The sequence below is a fragment of the Enterococcus sp. LJL120 genome (assembly GCF_054871765.1).
In genome coordinates this window covers 356484-382194 of the sequence record NZ_JBTXLV010000004.1, presented here as the reverse complement: position 1 = coordinate 382194, position 25711 = coordinate 356484, and the positions used below count along the sequence as shown (strand labels likewise).

General features: G+C 40.9%; 24 protein-coding genes. 16 read left to right on the top strand and 8 right to left on the bottom strand.

What is annotated here, in order from left to right; translation table 11 throughout:
• Positions 1-361: 361 nt before the first annotated feature.
• Genes ACYSNU_RS09165 through ACYSNU_RS09145 form a run of 5 tightly spaced genes read right to left on the bottom strand, consistent with a single transcriptional unit; the run spans position 362 to position 3008 of the window.
• Positions 362-622 carry a hypothetical protein gene (locus ACYSNU_RS09165; protein WP_461736914.1) on the bottom strand — a complete coding sequence of 87 codons (261 nt, stop codon included), beginning with the start codon at positions 620-622 and terminating at the stop codon, positions 362-364.
• A gap of 10 nt (positions 623-632) precedes the next feature.
• Positions 633-806: a hypothetical protein gene (locus tag ACYSNU_RS09160; protein ID WP_461736913.1), complete on the bottom strand. Its 174-nt coding sequence runs from the start codon at positions 804-806 to the stop codon at positions 633-635.
• Positions 793-1329 (bottom strand): hypothetical protein, encoded by a 537-nt coding sequence (locus ACYSNU_RS09155; protein WP_461736928.1) that lies wholly within the window; start codon positions 1327-1329, stop codon positions 793-795. The genes ACYSNU_RS09160 and ACYSNU_RS09155 overlap by 14 nt, the downstream gene beginning before the upstream one ends.
• On the bottom strand, positions 1304-2680 hold the full coding sequence (locus ACYSNU_RS09150; RefSeq protein ID WP_461736912.1) for a Y-family DNA polymerase: 1377 nt from the start codon (positions 2678-2680) through the stop codon (positions 1304-1306). The genes ACYSNU_RS09155 and ACYSNU_RS09150 overlap by 26 nt, the downstream gene beginning before the upstream one ends.
• A gap of 16 nt (positions 2681-2696) precedes the next feature.
• A complete protein-coding gene (locus ACYSNU_RS09145) occupies positions 2697-3008 on the bottom strand; it encodes a hypothetical protein (protein ID WP_461736911.1) in 312 nt (103 codons plus the stop codon).
• 346 nt (positions 3009-3354) lie between these two features.
• Here ACYSNU_RS09145 and ACYSNU_RS09140 point away from each other — a divergent pair, with 346 nt between their 5' ends.
• From ACYSNU_RS09140 to ACYSNU_RS09095, 10 genes are all read left to right on the top strand, one after another.
• Complete coding sequence (locus ACYSNU_RS09140) at positions 3355-3975, top strand: RnfABCDGE type electron transport complex subunit D (RefSeq protein WP_461736927.1); 621 nt, start codon at positions 3355-3357, stop codon at positions 3973-3975.
• Positions 3965-4513: an FMN-binding protein gene (locus tag ACYSNU_RS09135; RefSeq protein WP_461736910.1), complete on the top strand. Its 549-nt coding sequence runs from the start codon at positions 3965-3967 to the stop codon at positions 4511-4513. The genes ACYSNU_RS09140 and ACYSNU_RS09135 overlap by 11 nt, the downstream gene beginning before the upstream one ends.
• Before the next feature lie 18 nt (positions 4514-4531).
• Complete coding sequence (gene rsxE, locus ACYSNU_RS09130) at positions 4532-5233, top strand: electron transport complex subunit RsxE (RefSeq protein ID WP_461736909.1); 702 nt, start codon at positions 4532-4534, stop codon at positions 5231-5233.
• Positions 5218-5808 carry an electron transport complex protein RnfA gene (locus ACYSNU_RS09125; protein ID WP_461736907.1) on the top strand — a complete coding sequence of 197 codons (591 nt, stop codon included), beginning with the start codon at positions 5218-5220 and terminating at the stop codon, positions 5806-5808. Before rsxE ends, ACYSNU_RS09125 begins: the two co-directional genes overlap by 16 nt.
• 13 nt (positions 5809-5821) lie before the next feature.
• Positions 5822-6652 (top strand): RnfABCDGE type electron transport complex subunit B, encoded by an 831-nt coding sequence (locus tag ACYSNU_RS09120; RefSeq protein ID WP_461736906.1) that lies wholly within the window; start codon positions 5822-5824, stop codon positions 6650-6652.
• Positions 6653-6962: 310 nt separating this feature from the next.
• Positions 6963-8321 (top strand): C40 family peptidase, encoded by a 1359-nt coding sequence (locus ACYSNU_RS09115; protein WP_461736904.1) that lies wholly within the window; start codon positions 6963-6965, stop codon positions 8319-8321.
• A gap of 926 nt (positions 8322-9247) precedes the next feature.
• The gene (locus tag ACYSNU_RS09110; RefSeq protein ID WP_461736903.1) at positions 9248-12658 is read left to right on the top strand and encodes a SpaA isopeptide-forming pilin-related protein; all 3411 of its coding nucleotides are present in this window, start codon (positions 9248-9250) and stop codon (positions 12656-12658) included.
• Positions 12642-14153, top strand: coding sequence for a SpaH/EbpB family LPXTG-anchored major pilin (locus tag ACYSNU_RS09105; protein ID WP_461736901.1), 1512 nt, complete (start codon positions 12642-12644; stop codon positions 14151-14153). The genes ACYSNU_RS09110 and ACYSNU_RS09105 overlap by 17 nt, the downstream gene beginning before the upstream one ends.
• 5 nt (positions 14154-14158) lie before the next feature.
• Positions 14159-15727, top strand: coding sequence for a SpaH/EbpB family LPXTG-anchored major pilin (locus ACYSNU_RS09100; RefSeq protein ID WP_461736900.1), 1569 nt, complete (start codon positions 14159-14161; stop codon positions 15725-15727).
• A 223-nt stretch (positions 15728-15950) separates the two neighbouring features.
• Entirely contained in the window at positions 15951-17156 is a 1206-nt protein-coding gene (locus tag ACYSNU_RS09095) for a class C sortase (protein WP_461736898.1), read from the top strand.
• Positions 17157-17215: 59 nt separating this feature from the next.
• On the opposite strand, the gene ACYSNU_RS09090 is transcribed toward ACYSNU_RS09095, so the two are convergent.
• Positions 17216-17584 carry a YxeA family protein gene (locus ACYSNU_RS09090; RefSeq protein WP_461736897.1) on the bottom strand — a complete coding sequence of 123 codons (369 nt, stop codon included), beginning with the start codon at positions 17582-17584 and terminating at the stop codon, positions 17216-17218.
• A 245-nt stretch (positions 17585-17829) separates the two neighbouring features.
• On the opposite strand from ACYSNU_RS09090, the gene ACYSNU_RS09085 reads away from it, so the two are divergent.
• Positions 17830-18183, top strand: a complete 354-nt coding sequence (locus ACYSNU_RS09085) for a Spx/MgsR family RNA polymerase-binding regulatory protein (protein WP_461736895.1) — start codon at positions 17830-17832, stop codon at positions 18181-18183.
• A 70-nt stretch (positions 18184-18253) separates the two neighbouring features.
• Here the strand turns inward: ACYSNU_RS09085 and ACYSNU_RS09080 are convergent, their stop codons facing one another.
• Positions 18254-18970, bottom strand: coding sequence for a DUF554 domain-containing protein (locus ACYSNU_RS09080; protein WP_461736894.1), 717 nt, complete (start codon positions 18968-18970; stop codon positions 18254-18256).
• A gap of 19 nt (positions 18971-18989) precedes the next feature.
• Positions 18990-19346 carry a PaaI family thioesterase gene (locus ACYSNU_RS09075; protein ID WP_461736892.1) on the bottom strand — a complete coding sequence of 119 codons (357 nt, stop codon included), beginning with the start codon at positions 19344-19346 and terminating at the stop codon, positions 18990-18992.
• 217 nt (positions 19347-19563) lie between these two features.
• Here ACYSNU_RS09075 and menB point away from each other — a divergent pair, with 217 nt between their 5' ends.
• Genes menB through menH form a run of 5 tightly spaced genes read left to right on the top strand, consistent with a single transcriptional unit; the run spans position 19564 to position 25707 of the window.
• Positions 19564-20379 (top strand): 1,4-dihydroxy-2-naphthoyl-CoA synthase, encoded by an 816-nt coding sequence (gene menB, locus ACYSNU_RS09070; RefSeq protein WP_461736890.1) that lies wholly within the window; start codon positions 19564-19566, stop codon positions 20377-20379.
• Positions 20379-21854 (top strand): o-succinylbenzoate--CoA ligase, encoded by a 1476-nt coding sequence (gene menE / locus ACYSNU_RS09065; protein ID WP_461736888.1) that lies wholly within the window; start codon positions 20379-20381, stop codon positions 21852-21854. Before menB ends, menE begins: the two co-directional genes overlap by 1 nt.
• Positions 21832-23178: an isochorismate synthase gene (locus ACYSNU_RS09060; RefSeq protein WP_461736887.1), complete on the top strand. Its 1347-nt coding sequence runs from the start codon at positions 21832-21834 to the stop codon at positions 23176-23178. The genes menE and ACYSNU_RS09060 overlap by 23 nt, the downstream gene beginning before the upstream one ends.
• Positions 23175-24899, top strand: coding sequence for a 2-succinyl-5-enolpyruvyl-6-hydroxy-3-cyclohexene-1-carboxylic-acid synthase (menD, locus tag ACYSNU_RS09055; protein WP_461736885.1), 1725 nt, complete (start codon positions 23175-23177; stop codon positions 24897-24899). The genes ACYSNU_RS09060 and menD overlap by 4 nt, the downstream gene beginning before the upstream one ends.
• Positions 24883-25707: a 2-succinyl-6-hydroxy-2,4-cyclohexadiene-1-carboxylate synthase gene (gene menH, locus ACYSNU_RS09050; protein WP_461736883.1), complete on the top strand. Its 825-nt coding sequence runs from the start codon at positions 24883-24885 to the stop codon at positions 25705-25707. Before menD ends, menH begins: the two co-directional genes overlap by 17 nt.
• Positions 25708-25711: the final 4 nt, after the last annotated feature.

The following is a 25711-nucleotide window of genomic DNA, read 5'->3' as shown; positions in this document are numbered from 1 at the left end:
TAAAAAGTTTTCTTCATTATCCCGTAATTGACCACCTCAGTTACGGGATTACTTTTTTGTACAAAAATAGCCGCCTAGTTTCCGCTAGACGACTACAGGTCACTTACTCTGAAAATAGTATAACAAAAAAACTTGAAATGTGACAACATTATGGTAAAGTAAAGATAATCCATTGAGCAAATTCTGCTCTTGACCCTCTTGTTGTTGATGGACAGCTGGAGGGTCCTTTTTTTGCGTAAAAAGAGCCACCCAGTTTCCGCTAGGTGACAAAAGAAAGAAACAGCCACCCGTTTTTCACCGGGCTTGTATAAATCATACCAAAAATATCACTTCAATAAAATATTAATTTAAATTAATATTTTTACAATCCCAACTCCCTTGCAAAGTTATCCCCATTATCCACAGCTAACCAGCGTATAACTAATTGGTCGTATTTATTCCGATGACCAATCACACTCGCTTTATATTTGTCATTAGGTAGCATAAGAATCTTTATAGCAATACGAGGATTAGCTACAATACAATTAACCCGCTCATGCTCACTGACGAGCGTAAAACGCACCAGAAGCGGTTCCTCTTTGATTAATTTAATCTTCGTCAGCAATCCCGTATACTTGTCCATAGAGTTCACCTCAATGATTATCATAAAACAAAATGTCGTGATAACCAAATATTAGTTCCATGTAGAAGCAAAGTTTATCATACCCGACATCAGCCTCTAGGCTTTCATCTGCCAATCCCGGCAACCTTTCCGTTAACTCCTCTAAATTGCATTCACCCGCTTCGTAGCGATCAATTATGTTCATTTGAATCCTCCGAAAAGTCTGGCGTGTCATCGTAGAAGTCCTGATAATCAAAATCTTGAATAGTTTCAATCTCAGCTGGCAAGGAAGCTAACTGATTATCTGAGTCTTTCTTAGATTCAAAAATATCTATGTCAAACCATTTCTTTTCCTGTTTTATTTCAATGTGTCTGACATCTTCCCACATAATTGGTTTCTCATCTATGACGAAGTAATCTTCATAAGCTTCACCGGAAAACCATCCGCAAACATTGTCTAATAATCTACCGAAGTCATCCTTTAAATGTAGCTGTATTTCAACTTCTTTATGATAGAGAAAAGACTCGGATAAGACAGCATCAATTTCTTCTTGAGTCATTGATTGAAGTGCTACATTATCTTTTAATGCTTGAAGTTTATTCTCGTCAATCCCTTTAACCAGCTCATCCATTGCGTAAGCTGTGCCCCATTTCAAGCCAAATGGCCGGTCACGGTATTCATTATAATCAATAAAGAACTTTTTACTTCTTCGCTTTTCCACCAGGATCACCTTCAATCCCGCTCATTCCTCCAGCATGGCCACCAACTAACGAGCTTCGTTCAATTGCTCGACCACCTTCCATGAGGCTTGTAGCATGAACAATTGCTTTAAAGCCATATTTTTTCCTAATTGTATCAACTACATAATCCACTTTCATATCGTGAACCTGATCGTCAGGCTCTTCAAAAAGATTAAGCTGCAAAGAATTAGTCGAAACTAAATTTGAAGCATTCACACCGATATTCCTGACTTCTTGAGTCGTGTAATGATTATCAAAGATTTTCAGAAGGTAGCCAGCAATTTCTCTAGTGCTGTTTGTCTGTGGGATTCTAAGCTGTTGGTGAAATCCGCCTTTGCCGTCTGGAGAAATGTAGGCAAGAGAATAACCTATCCAAAGACTAATCGTTTGAGCTTTTGCTCCCATTCTTCGAAGACGAGTAGCAACTTGATCAGCCATTTCCTTTACCACAACTTCTATTTCACTCCGCTTGATATAGTCTTTATTGAGAACCTGAGAATTACCAACGCTTTTGCTTTTAGGTTTGTAAGTTTGTCCGAGAAATGTTCTATCGATGCCCCAGGCATGAGCATATAATTGAGTTCCTAAAACTCCCATTGAAGACTTGAGCTGATAATAATCATAGTGGGCTAAGTCATACATTGATTGAATGCCTCTGTCATTCAATTTTTTGCCAGTCTTTCGTCCGATTCCCCATATATCAGTAATGTTGTCGATTGGCCAGAGCTTTGTAGGAATATCTTCATAACGCCATTCTGCTCTAAAATCGGGTGCTTTCTTACTTTCGTTATCTAGTGCTAGTTTAGCAAGAAGGGGATTATCACCGATGCCAACAGTCGTAAAAATTCCAGTTTGATTATAGACATCAGTTTGAATAATGCGGGCCATTTCATTAGCGTCTCTGGCTCCCCATAGCTTCATACCTTCTGTTACATCAACAAATGATTCATCAACAGAGTAGACATGATGATTTTTCTCATCAGCATATTTCTTGTAGATGTTGTTAATTTCCATGTTTTTCTTCATATAATAAGCCATGCGAGGGGGAGCAATAATTAGGCTGTCTGGATAAGGGAAGGGCAGGTCCCTTGCACGACTGACATTGCTAATGCCATACTTGCGCTTAGCAGCTGGCGAGCTTGCGAGAATCAATCCGCTCCCTCGCTCGTCAGGATTGTCAGAAGGATAACTCATAACAACTAATTCCGTTTTAAGAGGGTGGAGGCCTCTCTCGACACACTCAACGCTGGCGTAAAACGACTTGCAGTCGATGCAGAGTATATCTCTCCGAGGTTCTTTTGAATAATCAAAGACAGGGTTTGCGCCAAATGGATTCATACAAAAAACCTCCTACTTACTCGAATTCTAGTTCAGCGAGCATGTCGTCTACATTCTCATAAAAATTGTGTTTTTCTATATAGTCAAGCCATTCCTTTTCAGGGAATAGAGGTTTGCTATTTACTTTTGACTTTACAGACTCATAAAGATTTTTACATATACTATCCCAAGTTGTTTCTTTAGCTTTGTCTACTTTCTTTTGTGGCCACTTATTTTTGCCAGTTCTTTTTTTATTCTTAGCTTCTTCATAGTCACTGACTTTCTCAAGAGCTAGAGAATATGATTTTAGGTTTTCTTCAAGAAGATTTTTGAAGTCTCTGTATTTCACGAATACCACTCCTTTATCCTATTTAGTAATATCATTATACGAACAAATGTTCGTTTTTGTAAAGGGGAACAAATAAAAATGCTTTGACCATTTTTGGCCAAAGCTAATTTCTATCTTCTTAATAATTCAATTTTCTTTGCATCGAACTAATCTTGTGTGAGAAATGATTTTAAAACTCCCTATTTTAAGAAAAGTGGCGGGGTGGGTGAATAGGGATAAAATGAATACCATTTGAATACCAAATTTTGTATATTGAAGATTTTCTAAAAAATAAAAAAGAGAGTAAAAGCCTATTATATCGGAACTTTAATTAGATTGTTATAACAAAGTATATGTAGAAGTTGTTATTGTTAAACAATTTTTCGGAGGCATCGGTCAAAATTTTGTCAATCCTGCCATTGCTGCTCGTATCATTCTCTTGATGTCTTTTGCCTCTCAAATGAGCGCTTGGGTTGTCCCCTTTGAATATTCTCAACGAATCGACGTCACGACAACGGCGACTTTTCTTTCTGGTGCAGAAAGTTCGTTGCCTTCGTTAATGGACATGTTCTTAGGTGTCCGCAGCGGCAGTTTAGGAGAAACCTGTGGACTTGCTTTACTTCTCGGTGGGGCCTATCTGATTTTCCGCAAAGTAATTTCGCCGCTGATTCCCACGGTTTTTATTGGAACAGTTGCTCTCTTAAGTTTTTTATTAGGAGGCAATCCTTTGTATCATGTACTGGCGGGAGGTTTATTGTTGGGTGCCATTTTTATGGCGACTGATTACACAACATCGCCGGTCACTAGAAATGGCAAAATTATCTTCGCTGTCGGCTGTGGCGTAATCACCGTAGCAATTCGCTTTTTTGCCGCTCTGCCAGAAGGGGTTTCATACGCCATTTTATTAATGAATATTTTAGTGCCCCTGATTGAAAATTTGACGATTCCCAAAACCTTTGGCCGGGAGGTGAAGCAGCGTGAAAACTAAAGACAGTAAATCAATTTTAACTGCCACAATCTGTCTGGTTACCATTTGTTTAGTGGTGACTCTTTGTGTCGCTGGTACCCGCTATGTTTTTGCAGAGCGCATTGCCGAACAGGAGTGGCAGCAAAAACAAGCGGTGATGGCAGAATTAATTACGGCATCTAGCTATGAAGAAATTTCTTTAGCAGATGGCGAAGTTACCTATGAAGCCAAAAATGGTTCTGAGGTTAGCGGCTATCTTTTTGAAACTGCCGCTTATGGATACGGCAGTGATGTCTCTGTGATGACGGCAATTTATCAAAGTGAAGTCTTAGGGGTTGCAGTCTTAGATGCCAGCAATGAAACCCCCGGGCTCGGTCAAAACGTCACGAACCAAAGTTTTTTAGAGCAGTTTAACCAATTAAGCACCCGACCAGTTGTCACTAAGACTGGAAACGGCACCGCTGGCGAGATTGTGGCCGTCACCGGCGCTACAAAAACTTCAAATGCAGTGGTCGCTGCTGTCAACGAAGCCCTCGATTTATCTGAATTAATTCCCTAAAAGGGAGGAGGAAAGGTATTGGAAAAACAAAAATTATTCCCGATTTTTAGTAAAGGAATTATTAAAGAAAATCCTGTTTTAAAATTAGTTTTAGGTACTTGTCCTGCCTTAGCCGTGACCACCTCTGCTTTTAATGGCTTGGGAATGGGAGTGGCGGCAACCGTTGTTCTATTAGGTTCCAATGTGGTAATTTCACTATTGCGGAAAGTTATTCCGCCGCAGGTTAGAATTCCCGCCTTCATCACAATTATTGCGGGCTTTGTGACAGTGGTTCAATTTTTAGTGAAGGCTTTAGCGCCTGCTTTAGACGCTACCTTGGGGATTTATCTGCCACTGATTGTGGTTAACTGCATCATTTTAGGACGAGCAGAGGCGTATGCCAAAGACAATCCAGTTTTGTATTCAGCTTTAGACGGTCTCGGCATGGGTGTTGGTTTCACTGCTGCGCTATTTTTGATGGGGGGCATTAGAGAATTAATCGGCAGCGGCACCTTGCTTGGCCTAACGATTACCGCCAATTGGATTACGCCAATGACTATCTTATTGCTACCACCGGGAGGATTTTTTGTTTTCGGGATGTTGGTGATGCTCGTGAATAAATACAGCAAATATCAAGCCCGCAAATTAGAATGTGCAAGTTGTCCGATTGCAGAAGCCTGCGATCCAAAAGCACTTCAAGCAAAACAGACTGGAGGGGATGACTCATGCAAGCCTTCGTAACGATTTTAGTAGCCGGTGTGCTCACGGATAATTTTGTCTTATCGCAGTTTTTGGGGATTTGTCCCTTCTTAGGAGTTTCCAAGAAATTAAATACGGCTGTCGGCATGTCGATTGCAGTGACTTTTGTCATGGTGATTGCTACACTCGCAACCTATCCGATTTACACCATGATTTTAGTGCCGGCCGGTTTAGATTATTTGCAGACAATCGTCTTTATTTTATTGATAGCAGCTTTAGTTCAATTAGTGGAGGTCATCTTAAAAAAATACATGCCTTCTTTATATAATGCTTTAGGAATTTATTTGCCATTGATTACGACTAACTGTGCTGTATTGGGAGTAACGATTTTAAATTTTTCCAAAAGTTATAGCTATCTTGAATCTATTTTTAACGCCTTCAGTGCAGGTCTTGGTTTTTTAGTGGCGATGGTAATTTTTGCCGGTGTACGGCAACGCTTAGAAGCCAATGATATTCCTGAAAACCTGAAGGGGTTGCCAATCACTTTGGTTTCAGCTGCTTTAGTATCCCTATCATTTTTAGGTTTTGCTGGTTTGGCGGAAGGATTATTCCAATAGAGGAGGCTTGTCAATGTTTGAAAGTATTTTTTATCCTGTCTTATTAGTCGGCCTGCTCGGATTAATTGCTGGGATTGGCTTGTCGATTGCCACGATTGTATTCCGCACACCGGAGAATCCAAAAGAAACTGAATTACGAGCGGCTCTTCCGGGAATTAACTGTGGTGCCTGTGGTTTTTCTGGTTGTGATGGTTATGCCAAAGCAATGGCGGCAGATGAAGCTGGTGGCGGTTTATGCACCCCAGGCGGAGCGGATACGCAAGAAAAATTGGCGGCAATTTTAGGCGAAACAGCCGGCAGTTTTCAAAAGACCGCTGCTTTTGTTCGCTGCAATGGGCAGTGTCAATTTACCCAAACCAAGATGGATTATCAAGGGGCGAAAACCTGTTACGCTGCCAATCAGGTTTTCGGCGGTCAAGGGAGTTGTCAACAGGGCTGTCTAGGATATGGGGACTGTCTTGTTAGTTGTGATTATGACGCTATTGAAATGATTGACGGTGTGGCAAAAATTAAACCGAATAAATGTGTTGGCTGTTTGAAATGTATCAGCGCTTGTCCCAAGCTATTAATCAAAATGCTGCCAGCCGAAAATACGGCAATTGTCGCTTGTTCGAATACTGAGAGGGGCGGGGGCGTTAAGAAAATTTGTAGTGTCGGCTGCATTACCTGCAGCAAATGCGTCAAAGTATGTCCTGAAAACGCAATTGAAATCGTCGATAATCTTGCGTTGATTAACCCTGATTTATGTACAAATTGCGGAGAGTGCGTGACCGCTTGCCCGCAAAATTGTATTTTGCAAATGCAGGGGACAACTGCCGTCAAAAAAGAAATTTTGGCTGGATAATTTGAAGGTCATTTTTTGCTCAATTTCTTTGTGAAGAAATTGAGCTTATTTTTTTGGCATTTTTTCCGCAAATGAAAATCCTCATCAATTTGAAAAGAAATTTTATTTTTTTCAGGAGGAATTGTCTTATGGAGGTCGATTTATTAAAATTTATTTGTGAATTTTTTAAGAAATTTTCATGACAGAATTGGTAAGATTTGTTATGAAATATGAATGTAATACTAGTTTTACTTTCATGACATAATGCTGTGATAGGGTTAAGTGTGTTCGTGAGAATGCAAAAATACAGTACATAAATGGAGGTAGGATTTTGAACAAAAAAGTTTTGTCAACTGTTATGGTATGCGCCGTTGCTTTATCAGTCGCTGCACCACTTGCGGCCTCTGCAGCAGACTATGATACGCAAATTCAAAATCAACAAGATTTGATTGACAGTTTATCTGATCAACAAACAGATATTCAATCACAAATTTCAACAGTACAATCTGAAGTGGACGATATCAATAGCCAAGCGGAAGATTTACAAGAACAACAAACCGCTTTAACCCAAGAAGCTGAAGATTTACAAAATCAAATTGCTGATTTAGAAACACGGATTGAAAAGCGTCAAAGTACTATTGAAGAGCAAGCTAGAGATGCTCAAGTTAGTAATCAAAGCACCAGCTTAATCGATGCGGTGTTAGATGCTGATTCAATCTCAGACGCAGTATCAAAAGTAACTGCCATGACAACTTTGATGAGTGCTAATAACGATTTAGTCAACCAGCAAAAAGCTGACAAAGACGCTGTTGAAGAAAAACAAGCGGAAGTTACAGCAAAGCAAACTGAATTAAATGAAACACAGGCTGATTTAGAAACCCAAAAAGGGAATCTTTTAAGCAAACAAGCTGAATTAGATGTTTTAACAACAACCTTAGCAGCTCAACAAGCAACTGCTGAACAGGACAAAGCTGCCTTGGAAGCTGAACAAGCTGCCGCAGAAGCTGCCGCTGCTGAATTAGCAGCTGAACAAGAAGCCGCTGCTCAAGCTGCTGCCGCTGAAGAACAAGCTGCCATCGAATCTGCTGCGGCTACTGATGTAACAGCAACAGAAGACACAACCAGCTCAACTACAGCGACTGATTCAACTAGTCAGTCAACAGGCACATCAACTGAGTCTAGCAGTTCAACTACTGACAGTTCAACTGCCAGCAATGGTGGATCATCCACTAGTAGCTCGACTAGCAATTCATCGAGCTCAACCAGCTCTTCTAGTTCATCCAGCAGTTCATCAACAAGCTCTAGCAGTACTAGCTCTGCTTCAACCTCAGACGCTCGGAGTGCGATTGTTGCCTACGCCCAAACACTCTTAGGAATTCCTTATGTATGGGGCGGCTCAACTCCTAGTGGTTTTGATTGCTCTGGATTAACTTCTTATGTCTATTCAAATGCTGCCGGTATTAGTATCGGTCGTGTGACGACTACCCAAGAATACGCAGGTACAATGATTTCTGTCTCTGAAGCACAACCTGGCGATTTAGTCTTCTTTGGTTCTCGTGGCGGTACGTATCACGTAGGAATTTATTTAGGCAACGGCCAATTTATTCACGCACCGCAAACAGGTGATGTTGTAAAAATTACTAGCACAGCTTACTACACACCAAGTTTTGCCGTGAATGTCTTAGGTTAACCATTAGCTAATCATTTAGCCAAGCTTATATTACACTTACATTTGAACAGTTTAATCTCTTCAAGCAGCCTCTATTAGTAAAGGTGCTAGAGATTAAGCTGTTCTTTTTATTTTGGAAAAAAAGCTAAAATGATTTTTTCCGTCCCCTCTAAATCTTTTGCAATTATTCATCCCGCCGCTATCAACTCCTTCAAACTAAAATCAATGAACAAAAAAATATCTTTGCGGCTGTTTATTCTGTTGTTTGAGAAAGTGAGTGAAATCTCGCTTTTTTTGCTTTTCAACAAATTAAGCAGTCCTCCACTGCTAAAAAGAATGAAAAAATCTAAATTTAGTCTCTTTTAAGTTAAAAAGAAGCAAAACTATGAAATTTCTGATGTTAATTATTAAGAATTCCTTAAGAAGACGGCTGGTTTTTTGCTAGAATATCCCTTTCATTCATTCGTAAAGAAGATAATTTTAAAGGGATTTAGCGGAAAATAAGTTTCTTTTGCGTTAACTTTGATGTCAGATAACGGCATAACTGACGGAAATTCGGCAATTTTTCAAATCTGAGGATAACTATTTTAAATAATTATAATTTGATAATCAAAATAAATTACTTTTGAAGGTTTCGGTAATTGCTAAAAGATTCGCCAATTTTTTTCTAAAAATAAAAATTAAAAAAGTTGTATCCGAAAAAAAACTAGTTTTTTCATATCAAGTGTAAAAAATATTTTTTAAATTAAATAACAAACGTTCAAGGTTTTCGTTTGCTTGCAAAGTTTGGTAAAAAAACAGACGAGCTATGTTGATAAAGAGTCGAAAAAATTAAAAATAAAAATTGGTACAGTTGAATATTTTTTTGTGATCAGTAAAATGATCCACGAATTCATAACTAGTTAAGGGTTTTGCGTTTTAGTTTTTGGTAGTTTGGAGGGGAATGAATGTTTAAGAAATTGCTACAATCTAGGTATTTAAATTTATTTTCTGTGATGATCATCCTGTTGCCTATCGGAATTTCAATGGTTTTTGGTTTGCAGGTCTTAGCAGAAGAAATCCCGGATAATGAACAAACAGAGTTGTACAATGATAGTGACGGCAATGGAACAATATCTTATGAAATAACAAGTGAAAATAAAATTAATTGGACAATTAATTACACAACAACTGCATCAAGTGAACAGCGGTTTGTAGGTTTTAGGCTGCTTGATAGTCAAGGCAATTCAATTCAACCGACATTGGCAGAAGGAATGACGGATAATTTTTCCTATCAATTAACAACAGCTGGTCAACAAACAGGTGAGCTGCTTCAAACGACTGCAAGTACCATTGAAACAAAAGACGCTGTCTTAAAATTTACAACGGATTTTGTGTCAGATGTTCAGGTAGTCAGTGCCTTGTATCAAGCTGATACTCAAGGCGGACAAACAAATATACGAGAATCTGCAACACCGGTAACTTTGCAAATTGAAGCAGCTACATCAACAACAGAATCTAGCGAAGAAACTGGTGGCGAAAACAAATCTTCAGAGTTGACCACCTCAGATAGTTCAACAACTAGCACCACATCAGAAAGTACTATGGATTCAACTGATGAAGCGACTGAAAGTTCGACAGCTATTTCTGAAACGGAATCTTCCAACGATTTGAGTTTAGGAGATGCCGGCGCCATCGACATGGGAAGCTTGATGGGGGAACAATTGGTCACAACTGCCGACGCCAGAAGTAATTTGCGGGTCTATACCTCAGATGGCCTAGCTGGCGGCATTGACAATGATGACTCAGATAGTTTTGCAACTGGCAGCAGCAGCCAAGGCACCAAGATTATTCCTTTAGCGACGACTGTCCCAAACGGCAATCTTTTTAATAATGCCAGTGAGTTCACTTCAAAACTTCGCAGTGTTTATATGGGTAGAAACGGAACAAATCCGAGCAATGGTATTTCAATTATCTTCGGCTCAAGCAAGTTGACGAATCAAACGGTTCAAGTATTTTATGACAATGCCGGCAGTTTAATTGGTAGCGAAACCTATGTGGATGCGAGTGGGGCCACTCAAACTAGACAAGTAACCCATCGTTTAGGGATTATGCTAACTTTATCAAACATTCAAACTAAGGGCAGCCAACCGCGAATTCAAGTCTCTAATAATTTTTATTCTGGGATTGAATACTATAATATCTCACAGATGTCCGTAACCTTTAGCTTTTATGATATGAACGACACAGCAAGCAACGGCAATTTTATTTCTTTGGCGGATATTACAGCAGCCAATAGCACTTCACTGGCAGCCGCCATCAAGCAAGTTTTGCCTCAGCAAATGGCAATCAGCGACAGTAGCTCGGCTGCTTACATGACCTTTGCTTCTATGAATCACGCTAACGGTCAGCTGGAATATGTCGCTGCTGGAAATGGCGCCCAAGGAATTGTCAGTGATGCAGCCGGTGTCGGAACAAATATGAATTATTATGCCAACGGAATTGTTCCAGAAGGTAAAACTTCCTTCAACACTGGTGTGAAGGGTGTTTACGCTGCAACAATTAATGCAGCTTTCACCGATTACCTCGGTGGAGCGACTGCCGCCAAAAACGCTGTCTCTTTTGAATTAAATAAAGTTGGCAGCAGCACCAGCGGTTATTCTTTTATCTTAGGTTCTGAGTATGGCGAAGCATGGAGCACTTTTTCAACAAGTGCGATTTCTTCGCAGCAATCAGTCATTCAATCGGCCCCTACAAAAACAGTCGAAAGTTTAACGAGTTATACCTATGATTCAGCAACGAAAACCTACTCTGAAAATAGCCAAACTGCCAAGAATGCCAGTCATTATAACGATTTAGATCGCGCTTGGGATGCGGCTTATGGGACTAACGATTGGGTTGCTGGACATTTTCCAACTAGCGAGGCCGCTGATGCTGGAATTGTTCCACAAGCGGAACGGTATCTAAATCAAGGGGACAGTTTTTATTATTATATCAATCAAAAAATGATTGATTTAACCGGACAAAGTTTTATCACACCGACAGAAATCGGTCTGAGTGACACTTGGCCCGCTGAAGTCGCTCTTCCCAGCAGCGAGGATATTATTGTTTATGATTTGCACGGGGCAGTTTTAGCTTCCAAGTATTATTCAGTTAGCTTACCTACTGAAAATAATAATCGACAATTGACGATTACTTTTACAACTGCAGGCGTGGCATTATTAAATGCCCAAAGCGGTGCTAAAGGTACTGGCAGTGACGATGCAAATCCGGTTTATGGCGGTGAAGTGTCTGTTCAAATCAAGGCTCATTTAACTAGTGATGCACCGAGCTTGACACCGATTACCAATACAGCAACTTCCGCCTTTACCTTTGCCAGTGGCACAACAAGTACCTTGAGCTCTAATCAAGTTGAAATTCAAACGAAGGGTGCCTTCAATCTTGCTTTGACAAAAGTCAATCAAGCCGGCAATCTTTTAGCGGGTGCGACTTTTGCCATCTATCAAGGAACAACGGATGCAACTGAGCCTCTAATTACCGCAAGCTCAGATGAACAAGGCAGTTTAATTTTTAGCAGTGGTCTCTTGGAGATGGGCCAAAGCTATACCCTTAAAGAAATTGTGGCACCGACAGGTTTTGCTTTGGAATCTGCGACTTGGAAGCTAGAAATTACAGCCGATGGGGCTCTTTTAACTAACAATCTTACTGGCGAAACAAAAACATTAAGTAATTTTTCGGCCAGTGATGATCAGGGTGTTGTCACAATTTCAGCCGGGGAAAATGAAGATGACACGTTGACGAATCAATTGAAAGCCTACCAATTAAACTTGACAAAGGTTGATGCCAATCAGGAAACAAGTTCTCTTGGCGGGGCCGATTTTGAACTCGGCACAGCAGTAGACAGCCAAGGAAAAGTGAGCAATATTTTGGCGACGGCGACTAGCTCGGAAAGCGATGGGGCACTAACGTTTATGGATTCGCAAACGCAACAGCCTTTTACCTTGAGTTATGACACAGAGCTAGCCGAACAAAAAGGGACGATTTATTATCTAAAGGAAACTGGAGCGCCTGCTGATTATCGGCAATTACAGGGCTACTTTGAATTAGTTATTTCTGCCGATGGGTCTGTTTCGGTGAGCTATATCGGTGAAGATTATCCTGCTGGCTTTTCTGAAGCCCAAACCTCTGTAAGTTTGGCTGATAGTGAGACGACTACAAACACAATTGCTTTTACGATTAAAAATCAAAAGAAGGTACCGTTACCGGCAACTGGCGGCAGTGGAATTGCCATGTATCTAACCCTTGGAGTAATCGGTACGCTGGCTGCAGGAATTTATTTTTATCGGCGAGGGGGTGGCTCAGATGAAAAAATTAGTTAGGCTTTTGTTGATTTTGACAGTCGGCTTCTTTTTCTGCTTTGACAAATCAGCCGTCTATGCTGCTGAAGATGCCAATCAACAGGTGAACTTTGTTCTTCATAAAATTGTTTTTCCTGATGGGGAAGCTCCAGAGTCTGAAATTTTGAATTCAGGGACTGAAGATGGCCAGCTGGCGAATCTTTTGGAAAGCTATCGCGGATTAAACGGGGTGACCTTTGATGTTTACGATGTCAGTCAGCAGTATTATCAACTGCGTTCACAGGAAAATCTAAGCGTAGCCGAAGCCCAAAATCGGCTAGCCCAATTGGAGCCAACTGAGATAACTGTTCAAAAAATTAGCTCAGGTGTTACAGCGATTGAGGACGGCCAAGATGGACTCGTTGAATTTTCATTACCAGCCAAAGCTTCTGATGGCACGGATAAAGTCTATTTATTTAATGAAAGTGCCCAGCCGACTGGAGTTAAGACAGCGGCTACTAACTTGGTGGTTGTGCTGCCGGTTTACGATGAGCAGAAGCAGGCTTTGACAACGATTCATCTATATCCTAAAAATGAAGAAACTGCTCACATCACGCCTGATTTAACCAAGACCATTACAGGAAAAAAAGATTATCAGTATGGCGATTCGATTGAATACACGGCAAGCACGAGCATTCCGGCTGATATTTTAGATTACCAAAGCTATCAGATTAGTGATCAAGCCGGTGATTTTTTAGACTTAGATGAAGCTTCTTTAAAGGTCACGATTGATGGTCAGGATGTTTTACCACAGTTTACGCTGACCAAAAATCAACACGGCTTTAGTTTGACTTTGGCCAGTAATGCGGCGTTAAAATTTTTAGGAGCTGATGTTGGTAAGGAGCTGACTATTTCCTATCAGATGGTTGTCAATAGCAATCAATTTGTTCCAGAAAATTTAGCAAATGTCGTGTATCTAAAAACCGATCATGAAAATCTGCAAAAAGAATTAGACGCAGTCACCGGCGGCAAAGCTTTTGTTAAGGTGGATGCCAGTGATCAAAGTATTCCTTTGGCGAATGCGCAGTTTGAGGTGCTGAACCAGCAATCAGAATATTTAAAACAAACTGAGACAGGCTATGCTTGGACAAAGGATGCTGCTGATACTGGCATTGTAACTTTAACATCCGGTGTTAATGGAGCCTTTGAAATCACAGGCTTAGCCTATGGCAATTATTATCTGAAGGAAATCGCCGCCCCCACTGACTACCAAATAAATAGTGAGCTGGTGCCATTTACAGTGGATGCTTCAAGCTATTCAGATGACCAAGCGCAGCAGACGCCGTTAAAGATTGTCAACATTAAAAATTCGACAACTACAACTAAGACGCCTGACACAAGCGGCAAGTCACCATTGCCGCAGACTAATGAGCTGACTCAAAAAAGCTTGATTGTGATTGGCGGGATTTTTCTTTTAGCATTTGGTTTTATCTTATATCGCCGCAAATCGGCAAAAAATAACTCGCATAAGGGATGAAGGATATGAAAAACAGCGTTCAGGGAAAAAAATTAGCAGTAATTAGTTTATTGACAGCATTTGTAGCAGTGATTTTAGCATTTAGCAATGGGTCGGTTGTGAAAGCAGATGAGGCTGACGGCACCGCAAATATCACCTTGCACAAATTACAATACAGCAGTCAACAAGAGTCAGTTCAAAACACTGGTGGACTTATGGATTTTGCCAACAGCACACCGTTAAACGGTGCCGAATTTACTGTCTACGATGTGACAGCCGATTATTATAGCTTGCTGGCTGATAGCACAACGGATTCAAAAAATAAGGAAAAAACCGCTATTCAAACTTTGGAAGACAAGTCTGCTACTTATGCCACTACAGATAAAGTAGTGGGCGCTCCACAGGTTACTGCTGGTGAAGGAACAACCACCTTCAACAGTTTAGCATTGAAGGATGACACAGGGCGGGATAAAGTGTATTTAATTTTAGAAACAAAGACGCCCAATTCACCAACTGTTACCGTCAAATCAGTTCCGTTAGTTGTTTCAATGCCTGTTTATCAGAATGATAGCAATACAGCGATTAATTATGATATTCATTTATATCCCAAAAATATTGTAGCTACTGATAAAAAAGAAATTGATCCAAGTAATTTAACGGCTGTCGACGGTCAAGGGAATCATTATAGCGTTGATGGTACCAGTAAAATCAATTACAGCATTACCGTAAATGTGCCGGCGGATGTCGAACTAAAGGATTGTTTTGATGTGATTGATGTACCCACAGAAGGTCTAAAGTATGTTGAAAAAAGCTTGGAGATTGCTGGTTTAACTGAAGGCACAGATTATACAATTTATGCCGGAGATCAATTGGCAGCTAACTTACCAGAAAATTATCAGACTTTGTATCAAGATGGTTTTGAAGATGGCTTCTATATCGAATTTAACAATAAAGATTCTGCGGCGATTCAGGCTTTGGCAGGAAAAACTTTAGTTATCAGCTATCAAATGCAAATCGATAGCTCAATCGTGCCGGACCTGACTATCAACAATACCGCTTACGTTAGCTTTGACAATACAGTTGTTCCCAACACACCACTAACGCCAGGTGGAGAAATTGTTGTCGAAACCGGCGGCTATAAATTCCATAAAGTAGATTCTCAAACAGGCAAATCTTTAGCTGATGCCTCCTTTGTAGTGACAAATGACGCTGGTCAATACGGTGTCTTTAGTTTAACTAATGGCGAATACCTCTTAACTGATTGGAAAGATACCCTTGCTGAAGCGACAACTTTAGTGTCAACAAGTACAGATAATAGCAACTTAGTTATCAAAGGTCTGAAATACGGTGAGTATAAAATTCAAGAAACAGTTGCGCCTGAAGGCTATGCGTTAGCAAAAGATGCTGTCAAATTTAAAATTGCAGAAAATAGTTACACAGATACTGGCCAAATTATGGAGATTGCCAACACACCTAAAGGTATTTTGCCATCAACTGGTGGTAGTGGTATTTATTTATTCCTAGCAGTTGGCGTTATTGCGATTGCCGGTGGAGCCTTTTACTTTACGAAAGACCGCCGCAAGTTTGAAGCCTAAACTTAGGCTCTGCTGAAAAGAAACTCTAGCAGCAAAAAAAATTTTTACTGAGATTGATTTTATAAATGACGGTGCGATGAAATTTTACTATGGTCAAAAAAATTTGTATTAAGAATTCAAGTCACTCGGCGTGGTCATACCGCAAAATATAAAATAGTTTAAAAACTAGATTTACTTTTTAAGTTTATTTTTACTTGATAAGATTAACAAAGGAGGCGAGGAGATGGCGGAAAAAAAGCAGCCCTCTTTTAAGAAGGAAAGACAAAAGCGAATTTTCCTAGATATTTTGATGATGCTTCTTTTAGCAGTTGGTTTAATTTCCCTCGCCTATCCTTTTGTCAGTGATTCTTTAAATAATTTATTGGATCAACGGCTGATAAATTATTATCAAGAGCAGGCCAATCAAGAAAATCAAGCAGCTATTGAAAAGGCACAGGCGGAAATGTCAGCTAGCAATCAAGAATTGGCCGAAACCGGCAGCCAAATTGGAGCAGATCCTTGGTCAGAAGGTGATAGTCAAACTCCGACTATTGTTGACTCCAATTATTTTCAAGAGCACACAATTGCTGTCTTAAAAATTCCTAGTTTAAATCTGGAACTGCCGCTTTTTGATACTACCAATGATTTATTGTTGGAAAAGGGGACGACCTTGGTCAACGGCACTTCTTTTCCGATTGGTGGGCCCTCAACCCATGCCGTAATTGCAGGGCATCGGGGCTTGCCGGAGGCAGAATTATTTACGAATTTGCCGGAATTGGCAATTGGAGATGTCTTTTATATTGAAATAAATGGCGAGACCCATGCCTATGAAGTTGATCAGACAAAGGTAGTTGAGCCGACAGAAACTGCCGACTTACAGATTGTTGAGGGAGAAGATCTGGTTACTCTGCTAACCTGTACTCCTTATATGATTAATGACCATCGCTTGTTGGTGCGGGGGCATCGAGTGGCTTATGTTCCTGAACGAGATGATCAAGCGGTTGCTAATGGCAGCACCCAACGCTGGCTGAAAATTGCGGTGGTTCCTGGAGGAGCAATACTGGTTGCGCTATTAGCTGTCTATCTTTTTTACAAGTGGCTGCGAAATCTTATAGTCAGTGGCCACAAATATCGTCTTCATTTTGTTTTATTAACTGGTGATGAAAAACCAATTGGCAATGCAAGATTTGAATTATATACCAAAAATGGTAAGCATCCAATTACCCGGGAGGAGGTTGCAATCAGCGCTCAAACCGATGAGACAGGCACTTTCCTCATTGAAGACGTTAAAGGTGGTACTTATTTGCTTAAAGGAGCCGATGGGAATCAACCGCTGATTGCTAAAATAAAAAAAGTTCGCGGAACTGATTTTACCCTTTTCTCCAAAAAAAGATTTTATTTCATTAAAAATGATGTTGAGCCTGTAATCATTAAATTAAATAGCAAATAAAAACGATCCATGCTAGTCAGCGGAGGATTCCGCTGGTGAGCATGGACCGCTCTTTTTTTCTATTCCACTAATTTATCAGCGACGGCGCTAGGTAAATCACTTTCTTGAACTTCCTCCCAAGAGGTGACGCCTTTTTCATCGTTGACTACCATTTTCAAATAGGCACCGATTCTTAACGGGCTATCACGGTATTCCTTTAAATGAACGGTTTCTTCAACACCGTTTTCATCGTAGGAAACTTGGTCGTATTCATAATAAGTTGAGCCGCTTTCTACACCAGTATTTACCGCATCGCCGGTAATTTTTGTGTAATAGCTAGGGCCGCCATAATTCGTTTCCCAATATTTATCCATGGCGTATTTGCCACCAAAACCAACAGCTAAAATAATAGCCAGAAAAGCTAGAACTCCGATAATAATTTTTTTCATAGCACTCATCCTTTCAACACAGCTATCATAACGCAAAAGAGTTCTCTAAAAATCAAACTTTAGTCCTAGATAAAAATAACAGTTTTGTAAGTTCCTTGTAAGGTTAATTAAAAAACAGTTATGAGCTGAAGCGGCTCCTTGAAAAACAGAAATTCTGTGAAATTTTTATAAAAAATTAGCCAAAAATGTTGCAAAAAATCCCCTTGAGTGTCATGATGCATTCAATAACAAGAAAGAGGTCAATTATGATTACTTTATATATCAAACCAACCTGTAATCCCTGTCGCAAAGTGAAAACTTTATTAAGTGAAGCCGACATCCCTTATGTGGAACGGGACTTTTTTTCACAGCCCCTGACGTCTCAAGAATTAGAAGACTTGATTGCGCTGACGGAAAACGGCGTGGAGGATTTACTTTTAATCTATACAAAAATTCATGATAATCTTTATTTAGACTACGAAGGTATGAGCACCGAGGATTTAGCGGCGGTGCTGGCTGAAAATCCCCGGTTATTAAGACGGCCTCTGATTGTTAAAGGTCAACAATTGCTGATTGGTTTTGAAGAAATTAGCTGCAAGACCTTCTGTGGGATTCAATAAAAACATAATCAAATTTAAAACGGCTGTAGCAGCTGCTTTACTATATGTAGAGCAATTGTTACAGCTTTTTTTAAAATATCGTTACCCAGAGCCAACTAATGGGCATCACGAGGGCCATTGCCGGAATCATGTCCGCTGTCGGAAACATTTTCAAGCGTAGCATGCGAAAACCAGTAGCCAACATCAAAACACCGCCACAGGCTCGAAAATCATTAATCATGGTGGGGGTAGTCAAGGGAAAAATAAGACCGGCTAATAAAAATAGCGTCATAAAAATAATAAATTGCGGCAGAGCAATCACAGAGACGACATAGCCAAGATTACAGGCAAAAATTGCCGCTGTAAAAAAATCCAAAATGGATTTGGCAATTAAAACGGAACTGTCGCCGGTCATACCAGCATCAAGACTGCCGTAAATTCCCGTTCCGCTGGCGCAAAATAAGACGATGATGGTCACCAGCTGACTTAAAAACTCATCATGGGACATTCCCAAATGCTCGGTTGAAACTAATTTGACAATCGGCTTTTGCATCAAGCCGGCGCCTTTATTAATCCACTCACCTAAGTGTAGCACCAGTCCTAAAGCAGTTCCCAAGACTACCGCAAAAATTACCGCCGCCATATTTTCCATTAAAATAATGGCGTTGACACCCATTGTCAAAGAACACACTCCGAAAATCATCGTGATTTCCCGTTTGAATTTAGCCGATAATTTATTACCTAAAAACCCGCCGCAAAGCCCTCCTAAAAAAACACTTGCAACATTTATAAAAATACCAGATGCCACCTAATCACTCCTTCAATGCTTACGCCACAATCACTGTACAGCGACCTACTGCTGTTTTTTGCTCACCATTAAAAATTTCCCCTTGCCAAACTTGAATACGCCGACCAATTTTGTCTGGGGTAGCAGTGACAATCAGACTGCCGCTTTTGGCTCTCGCTAAATGATTCACCTGCAAGTCAACACCGAGAGCAGCTTTGCCTTCAGTCAAACTTAAATTGGCACCGACACCGGCAGCTGTTTCAATTAAAACCCCGTTGATGCCGCCATGAACCACTCCAAAAGGTTGCATCACTTGATCTGTGATGGGCATTTCTAAAATAACTTTATCAAGATTAGCGGTTATAACCTTGATTCCTAACTGTTCTATTAAGTTCATTTGGCTTCCTCATTTCTTTTGCTAGAGCTAGTATAGCAATTAATTTCTGAAAAACAAAACGGGTTCTTTTTTAAGAAGTTTTGTGTATAATTGTTGAGGATTGTACTTCATTGACAGCAGCTGCTCAGTTCAAAATGCTAGCAGAGTTATGCTGATTTGAAGTAACCTTAAGCCGGATAAATTCTGGCAAGGCTTTTTAATATGAGGAGGTCTCTTAATGAGAGAATGGCAAACAATTAAAGAATACGATGAAATTTTATTTGAACAACACGGCAAGGTGGCAAAGATTACGATTAATCGCCCAGAGCGCCACAATGCTTTTACCCCTAAAACGGTTTTTGAAATGATGGATGCTTTTTCTATTAGTCGGGAAAAACAAGATGTCGGTGTCATCATCTTAACCGGAGCTGGCGATCAAGCCTTTTGTTCCGGTGGCGACCAAAAAGTTCGAGGCAACGGCGGTTATGTCGGTGACGATCAGGTTCCTCGCTTAAATGTTTTAGATTTGCAACGTTTAATTCGAGTGATTCCTAAACCGGTGATTGCAATGGTCAAAGGCTGGTCAATCGGCGGCGGTAATGTGCTGCAATTAGTATGTGATTTAACCATTGCCGCAGACAATGCTAAATTTGGTCAGACAGGTCCGAATGTCGGCAGCTTTGACGGTGGTTATGGCTCAGGTTATTTAGCTCGAGTGATTGGTCATAAGCGGGCCAAGGAAGTTTGGTTTATGACCAAACAATATTCAGCCGAAGAAGCCTATGCGATGAATTGGATTAATACGGTCGTGCCTTTAGCTGAAGTGGAAGATGTGACGATGGAATGGGCTGAAGAAATGTTGAAGAAGAGTCCAATTGCTTTGCGCATGATTAAAGCGGCGATGAATGCTGATACCGATGGCTTAGCCGGCATTCAACAATTGGCCGGCGATGCGACTTTATTGTATTACACGATGGATGAAGCGCAGGAAGGCCGCGATGCCTTTAAAGAAAAACGGGAACCAGACTTCGACCAATTCCCTAAATTCCCATAATGACTAGCTGGTTAAAAAAACAAGCGGCCTTACATCCTCAAGCACCGGCTTTGTATTGGCAAAATCAAAGCTGGTCCTTTGAGGTGCTGCTTGCTGAGGTGACCGCCTATCAAAATGAGTACCAAAAACAATTTCAAAATTATCGAGTCACACGAGTCGCCCTCTTTTGCGAAAATACGCCGGAAATGATTTTTACTATTCTGGCCTTGTGGGAAATGGGTTTAGAAATCCAATTTTTAAATACCCGTTTATCAAAAAGTGAACTGGCTTATCAATTGGCAGACGGTCAAGCAGAAGTTTTATTAAGTCAACCTGCAGGATTTTTAAAAATGAAGCATGACAAGCTGTTGCCAATACCTCTGGCAACAGAAATTAAACAAAATCCGCTAGAGGAAACTTTTGAAAGAGAGCCACGAGTTCATTATCAGCTAGAACAAATTGCTTCTATTATGTATACTTCTGGGACGACTGGTTTTCCTAAAGGCGTACCACAGCGGTTTAAAAACCATTTTGCCAGTGCCCAAGCGACTGCCCAAAATATGCAGGTAACAGCTGACGATTGCTGGCTGTGTCCGTTGCCGTTGTATCATATCAGCGGCTTATCCATTTTACTGCGGAGCCTGGTGTTAGGAAATAGTCTAAGGCTCTATCCTAAATTCAGTCCAACCGAATTGACGACCGATATTGTAAACGGTCGAGGAACGTTGGCATCAGTGGTGACAAAAACCTTAACTGATTTATTACCATTAATACCAGTTGAAGGATTCCCTAAAAGTTTTCGCTACTTTTTATTAGGCGGCGGACCGGTGACGGCAGCAGTTTTGCAAGAGGCGGCTGCTAAAAAAATTTCAGTCATTCAATCCTATGGAATGACTGAAACCTGTTCCCAAGTGATTGCTTTGCCACCGGAGGAAGCTTTTAGAAAAAGCGGCTCTGCCGGAAAGCCTCTAGGAGATACCCAATTGAAAATTTTATCAAACGGGGATAACACAGCTGTCGGGGAAATTTTACTGAAGGGTGCTAGCGTTGTTGAGGGCTACTTGAAACAGCAGGCAAGTAGCAGCTGGGATTCTCAAGGCTGGTTTCATACCGGCGACTTGGGCTATTTAGATGAGGAAAATAATTTGTTTGTGGTGAGTCGCTTAAGTGAGTTAATCATTTCTGGTGGTGAAAATATTTATCCGGCAGAGATTGAAACGCTGCTTTTAAGCAGTCCGCAGATTTTAGAGGCTGCGGTAGTCGGTCAAACGGATTCCCGTTGGGGCCAAGTGCCGGTGGCCTATTTAAAAGTCGCACCAGATTTTGATGAAGCTGCTCTTAAAAAGCTTATTGAAAAAGATTTAGCTCGTTTTAAAAGACCGGCCGCCTTTTTCATCGTTTCAGAGATTCCCAAAACCGGCAGCGGCAAACCTTTAAAAAGAATTTTTTTGACAGAGGAAAGAGTGAACTACATTGAGTACCAATTGGAATTATGAGACGCCAAGCGAACCATTACTTAGCTGGTCTTATTCACTTGAGCAGCCAATAGATTTGTTAGAGCTTTTAGCAAAGACCGAAATCTATCAAGGGACACGCTTTTTTTGGCGTTCCGCAGATTTAAAGGAAAGTTTTTTAGGCTTAGGCACAGTATTAAGTATCACTGAAACAGATTTTGCGAAAGTGACAGCCTTTAAAAAGGCTTTAACCGAACAGATTCAACTAGTTGATGACCAGAGTTCGGCGCCAATTCTATTTGGCGGCTTTCCCTTTGATGTAAAAGGAAGCAAGGAAAGATTTTGGGACAGCATGGAAGCCGGGTATTTTGTTTTGCCGCAGATCTTATTTCAGCAACTGGATAATCAGTTGACTGTAACTTTAACAGTTAAAAAAAATGCAGAAAAACGTTTGAAAGAGTTAGCTAATCAAGTGAAAGAACTTTTGTCCGTGACGAATAAGCCTGCTGAAAATGATAAGACGAGCTTTGAAAATACGGTGAGTTATCAAGAATTGCAATTACCGCAATGGTTGTTAATGGTTGAAACCGCAGTGGCAGAAATTAACGGTGAAGACTCAGCGCTACAAAAAATTGTCGCCGCCCGTCAGTTAGCAGTGACAGCTTCCGAGGAGTTTATTTCTGCTGAGATTGTTGCAAATTTGGCAGCTGAACAACCGAATACCTATTTATTTTTACTTGAAAAAGGCGAGCATTTTTTTGTTGGGGCTACTCCCGAACGCCTGTTAAAAGCAGATGCCACAAAGTTTTACACTGCAAGTATTGCGGGAACGGCTCCAAGAGACAAAAATCCCAATACCGATAGGCAGCTTGGTCAAAAGCTGCTGGCTGATCCAAAGAACAGTCATGAGCATGGCTTGGTTGTGGCGGGTATTCAGGAACAATTGGCAGACTTGATTGAAGAAGCCTTACAATTAGGCGAGCGGCAGATTTTAAAAAATCGTGATCTGCAGCATATTTATTTGCCTTTAGCTGGGCAACGGAAAGCATCGATTTCCTTTTTAGCAGCTGTCAAAAAGCTGCATCCAACTCCCGCTTTAGGTGGTCAGCCAAAAGCTCTTGCGCTAGACTGGTTGGAGAAAAATGAAAAGCCAGGTCGCGGCTTGTATGGTGCACCAATCGGTTGGCAAAGTTTGGCCGCTGATGAAGGAGAATTCGCCGTAGCGATTCGGTCAGGAATTTTTACTAGGAAACAGGGCTTGTTATATGCCGGTTGCGGGATTGTCGCAAAATCGGTGGCCGAGGAAGAAAGACAAGAGACGTGGAATAAATTTCAGCCGCTGTTAAGGGGGATCCGTGGAAAATGAAGGAACAAGAAGTGATGAGCCGCTATTTATTAGCATTTATTCATGGTTTGAAACAAGCCGGGGTAACTCAAGCTGTGATTAGTCCGGGCTCCCGTTCAACTCCGCTGGCTCTTTTATTATATCGAGATCCAGCGATTCAAACGCATATTCTGGTTGACGAACGGTCAGCTGGTTTTTTTGCCGTCGGTCTTGCAAAAAGCAGTGGTGAAGCAATTGCTTTAGTCTGCACTTCAGGAACGGCGGCCGCTAATTATTATCCAGCAATTTGTGAAGCTAAAGCCAGCAATCTGCCTTTGGTGGTTTTAACCACTGACCGGCCGCCGGAACTGCGAAATGTGGGGGCTCCGCAAGCTATGGATCAACAAAATTTATACGGCAATCAGGTTAAAAAATTTAGCGAGTTGAATGTTCCAGAAGCCGGTGACAATTTGCTGAGATATAGTTATTGGCAAGGTTTTACCAATAGTTTAGTTGCTCAAGAAGTACCAAAAGGACCAGTCCAGATTAATCTACCCCTAAGAGAACCACTGTTGCCAGTGGAAGTCGATTTAGATGTCAATCAGTTTTCTACAGAAGTCTTTAAAAAGACTTCAGAAAAAGTTGAATTAAATGACATGAGTTTTGAAAAACTTTTAGAGAAAAAAGGCTTGATTGTGGTTGGTGGCAGTCAATCGATTGAAACGGCACAAAAGCTCTTGGCTTTAGCAGAAAAATTGCAATGGCCGATTGTCGGTGACCCGCTGACAAATTTAAGTAATTGCGGCAAAATCAGCCGCCAATATTTGAAGCATGCTGAGCTAGTTTTTGATCAGCTGGTGGCAACTTTTGTGCCAGAAGTTGTTTTGCGCTTTGGCACTTTACCCGTGACGAAAAACGTAATGCTCTATTTAAAAAGCCTAGCTGCTGAAGATATTTCTTGGATCTTCATAGATGAAAGTCATGAGAAAAAAGACCAGCTGCAGTTGACCAATTTGTTGATAGCGGCGACTGCTGGAGAATTTTGTGATGCAGTATTGAAGCTGTCTCTTCAAACAGTAAACGAAGCATGGTCTGAGGCCTTTTATCAGCGAGAGAAGTTAGCAATCAAAGCTCAACAGCAGACTTTTTTAAACACTGCTTTTAGCGAAAGCCACGCCGCCAGAGAATTATCCAGTCAACTTGAACAAGGAGAGCAGCTGCTAGTCGCCAACAGCAATGCAATTCGCTATTTTGACCGCTTTAGTCAGGTGTCTGAGAAAAAATATACAGTTTATGGTAATCGGGGTGTCAACGGAATTGATGGTTTGGTTTCAACGACTGCCGGTCTTGCCGCCAATTCAAAACAAACTTATTTACTGATTGGCGATTTAGCACTGTTTCATGATATGAATGGTCTGCAGGCGATGCGTCAACTTAAGCAGTCAGTGACCATTATTTTATTGAATAATAATGGCGGCGGAATTTTTTCACATCTTTCGCAAAATCAATTGCCACCAACTGAATTTGATGCTCTTTTCGGTACGCCGTTGAATCTGGATTTTAAAAAAGCCGCAGCCCTTTACGATGCCGGGTATCAAGCGGTTGCTACAGCTACAGAATTTAAAGCGGCTCTTCAAAAGAGTCGCCAGCAGGGATTACAGCTGATTGAAGTTCAAGGTCAGCAAGCAGAGGGCTATCAGCTTTGGCAGAAAGTTCTAAAAACTTATCACGAGATGGTGGCGGCAAATGAAAAAGACAATTAAGGGTGTTGAGTATGCCTATCATTGGCTCAAACCCTATCAAACGTCTTGGCCAACAGTCGTCTGTCTCCATGGTTTTACCGGCACTTCAGCAACTTTTAACCAAAGCCTGAAGACTGCTGACAAGGTAAATTTTTTAACTATTGATTTAATTGGACATGGCAGCTCAGCTGTCTATGTACATCCTTATCGCTATCAACTGCCAACTTTGATTCGTGATTTAGAGGATTTAATGAAAGAATTGGCAATTCCAGTTTATTTTCTTTTAGGTTATTCCATGGGAGGAAGGGTTGCTTTAGCATGGGCTTTGACGTTTCCTGAAAATAAACTGGGAATTATTTTAGAAAGTACCTCACCAGGATTAAAGACATTACCAGAGAGAATTGCTAGAAAAAAGAGTGACCGCAAGCTAGCACTTCGCCTGCAACAATTCGGCATTGAAAATTTCGTTGATTTTTGGCAGGAGTTGCCGCTGTTTGCTTCCCAAAAGAATTTAGCTCCGGAAATTCAAGCGGCAGTCCGGCAAGAACGGCTGCGACAAGCCCCCTTTGGTCTTGCCATGAGCTTGCTTTTCATGGGTACTGGCAGCCAAGCTAGCTATTGGTCGGCATTGAAAAAAGCCGACTTACCCATTTTATTTTTAGCGGGACAATTGGATTTGAAATTTAGTCAAATTGGCTTAAAAATGGTTCAGCAAGCCAAAAATTTCGCTTATCAAGTGATTCCAGCTGCTGGGCACTGTATTCATTTGGAGCAGCCGGAAAAATTTCAGCAAGCTGTCTTGTCGTGGTTAGCTGATCAGAAGGGATAGAGGA

Bases quoted from the DNA above. Each gene is read 5' to 3' on its own strand.
- ACYSNU_RS09085 (WP_461736895.1), top strand. From the start codon at position 17,830: ATGATTACTTTATATATCAAACCAACCTGTAATCCCTGTCGCAAAGTG.
- menH (WP_461736883.1), top strand. From the start codon at position 24,883: ATGAAAAAGACAATTAAGGGTGTTGAGTATGCCTATCATTGGCTCAAA.
- ACYSNU_RS09125 (WP_461736907.1), top strand. From the start codon at position 5,218: ATGCAAGCCTTCGTAACGATTTTAGTAGCCGGTGTGCTCACGGATAAT.
- ACYSNU_RS09150 (WP_461736912.1), bottom strand. From the start codon at position 2,680: ATGAATCCATTTGGCGCAAACCCTGTCTTTGATTATTCAAAAGAACCT.
- ACYSNU_RS09090 (WP_461736897.1), bottom strand. From the start codon at position 17,584: ATGAAAAAAATTATTATCGGAGTTCTAGCTTTTCTGGCTATTATTTTA.
- ACYSNU_RS09095 (WP_461736898.1), top strand. From the start codon at position 15,951: ATGGCGGAAAAAAAGCAGCCCTCTTTTAAGAAGGAAAGACAAAAGCGA.
- ACYSNU_RS09120 (WP_461736906.1), top strand. From the start codon at position 5,822: ATGTTTGAAAGTATTTTTTATCCTGTCTTATTAGTCGGCCTGCTCGGA.
- menE (WP_461736888.1), top strand. From the start codon at position 20,379: ATGACTAGCTGGTTAAAAAAACAAGCGGCCTTACATCCTCAAGCACCG.
- ACYSNU_RS09165 (WP_461736914.1), bottom strand. From the start codon at position 622: ATGGACAAGTATACGGGATTGCTGACGAAGATTAAATTAATCAAAGAG.
- ACYSNU_RS09075 (WP_461736892.1), bottom strand. From the start codon at position 19,346: ATGAACTTAATAGAACAGTTAGGAATCAAGGTTATAACCGCTAATCTT.
- ACYSNU_RS09105 (WP_461736901.1), top strand. From the start codon at position 12,642: ATGAAAAAATTAGTTAGGCTTTTGTTGATTTTGACAGTCGGCTTCTTT.
- menD (WP_461736885.1), top strand. From the start codon at position 23,175: ATGAAGGAACAAGAAGTGATGAGCCGCTATTTATTAGCATTTATTCAT.
- menB (WP_461736890.1), top strand. From the start codon at position 19,564: ATGAGAGAATGGCAAACAATTAAAGAATACGATGAAATTTTATTTGAA.
- ACYSNU_RS09100 (WP_461736900.1), top strand. From the start codon at position 14,159: ATGAAAAACAGCGTTCAGGGAAAAAAATTAGCAGTAATTAGTTTATTG.
- ACYSNU_RS09160 (WP_461736913.1), bottom strand. From the start codon at position 806: ATGAACATAATTGATCGCTACGAAGCGGGTGAATGCAATTTAGAGGAG.
- ACYSNU_RS09110 (WP_461736903.1), top strand. From the start codon at position 9,248: ATGTTTAAGAAATTGCTACAATCTAGGTATTTAAATTTATTTTCTGTG.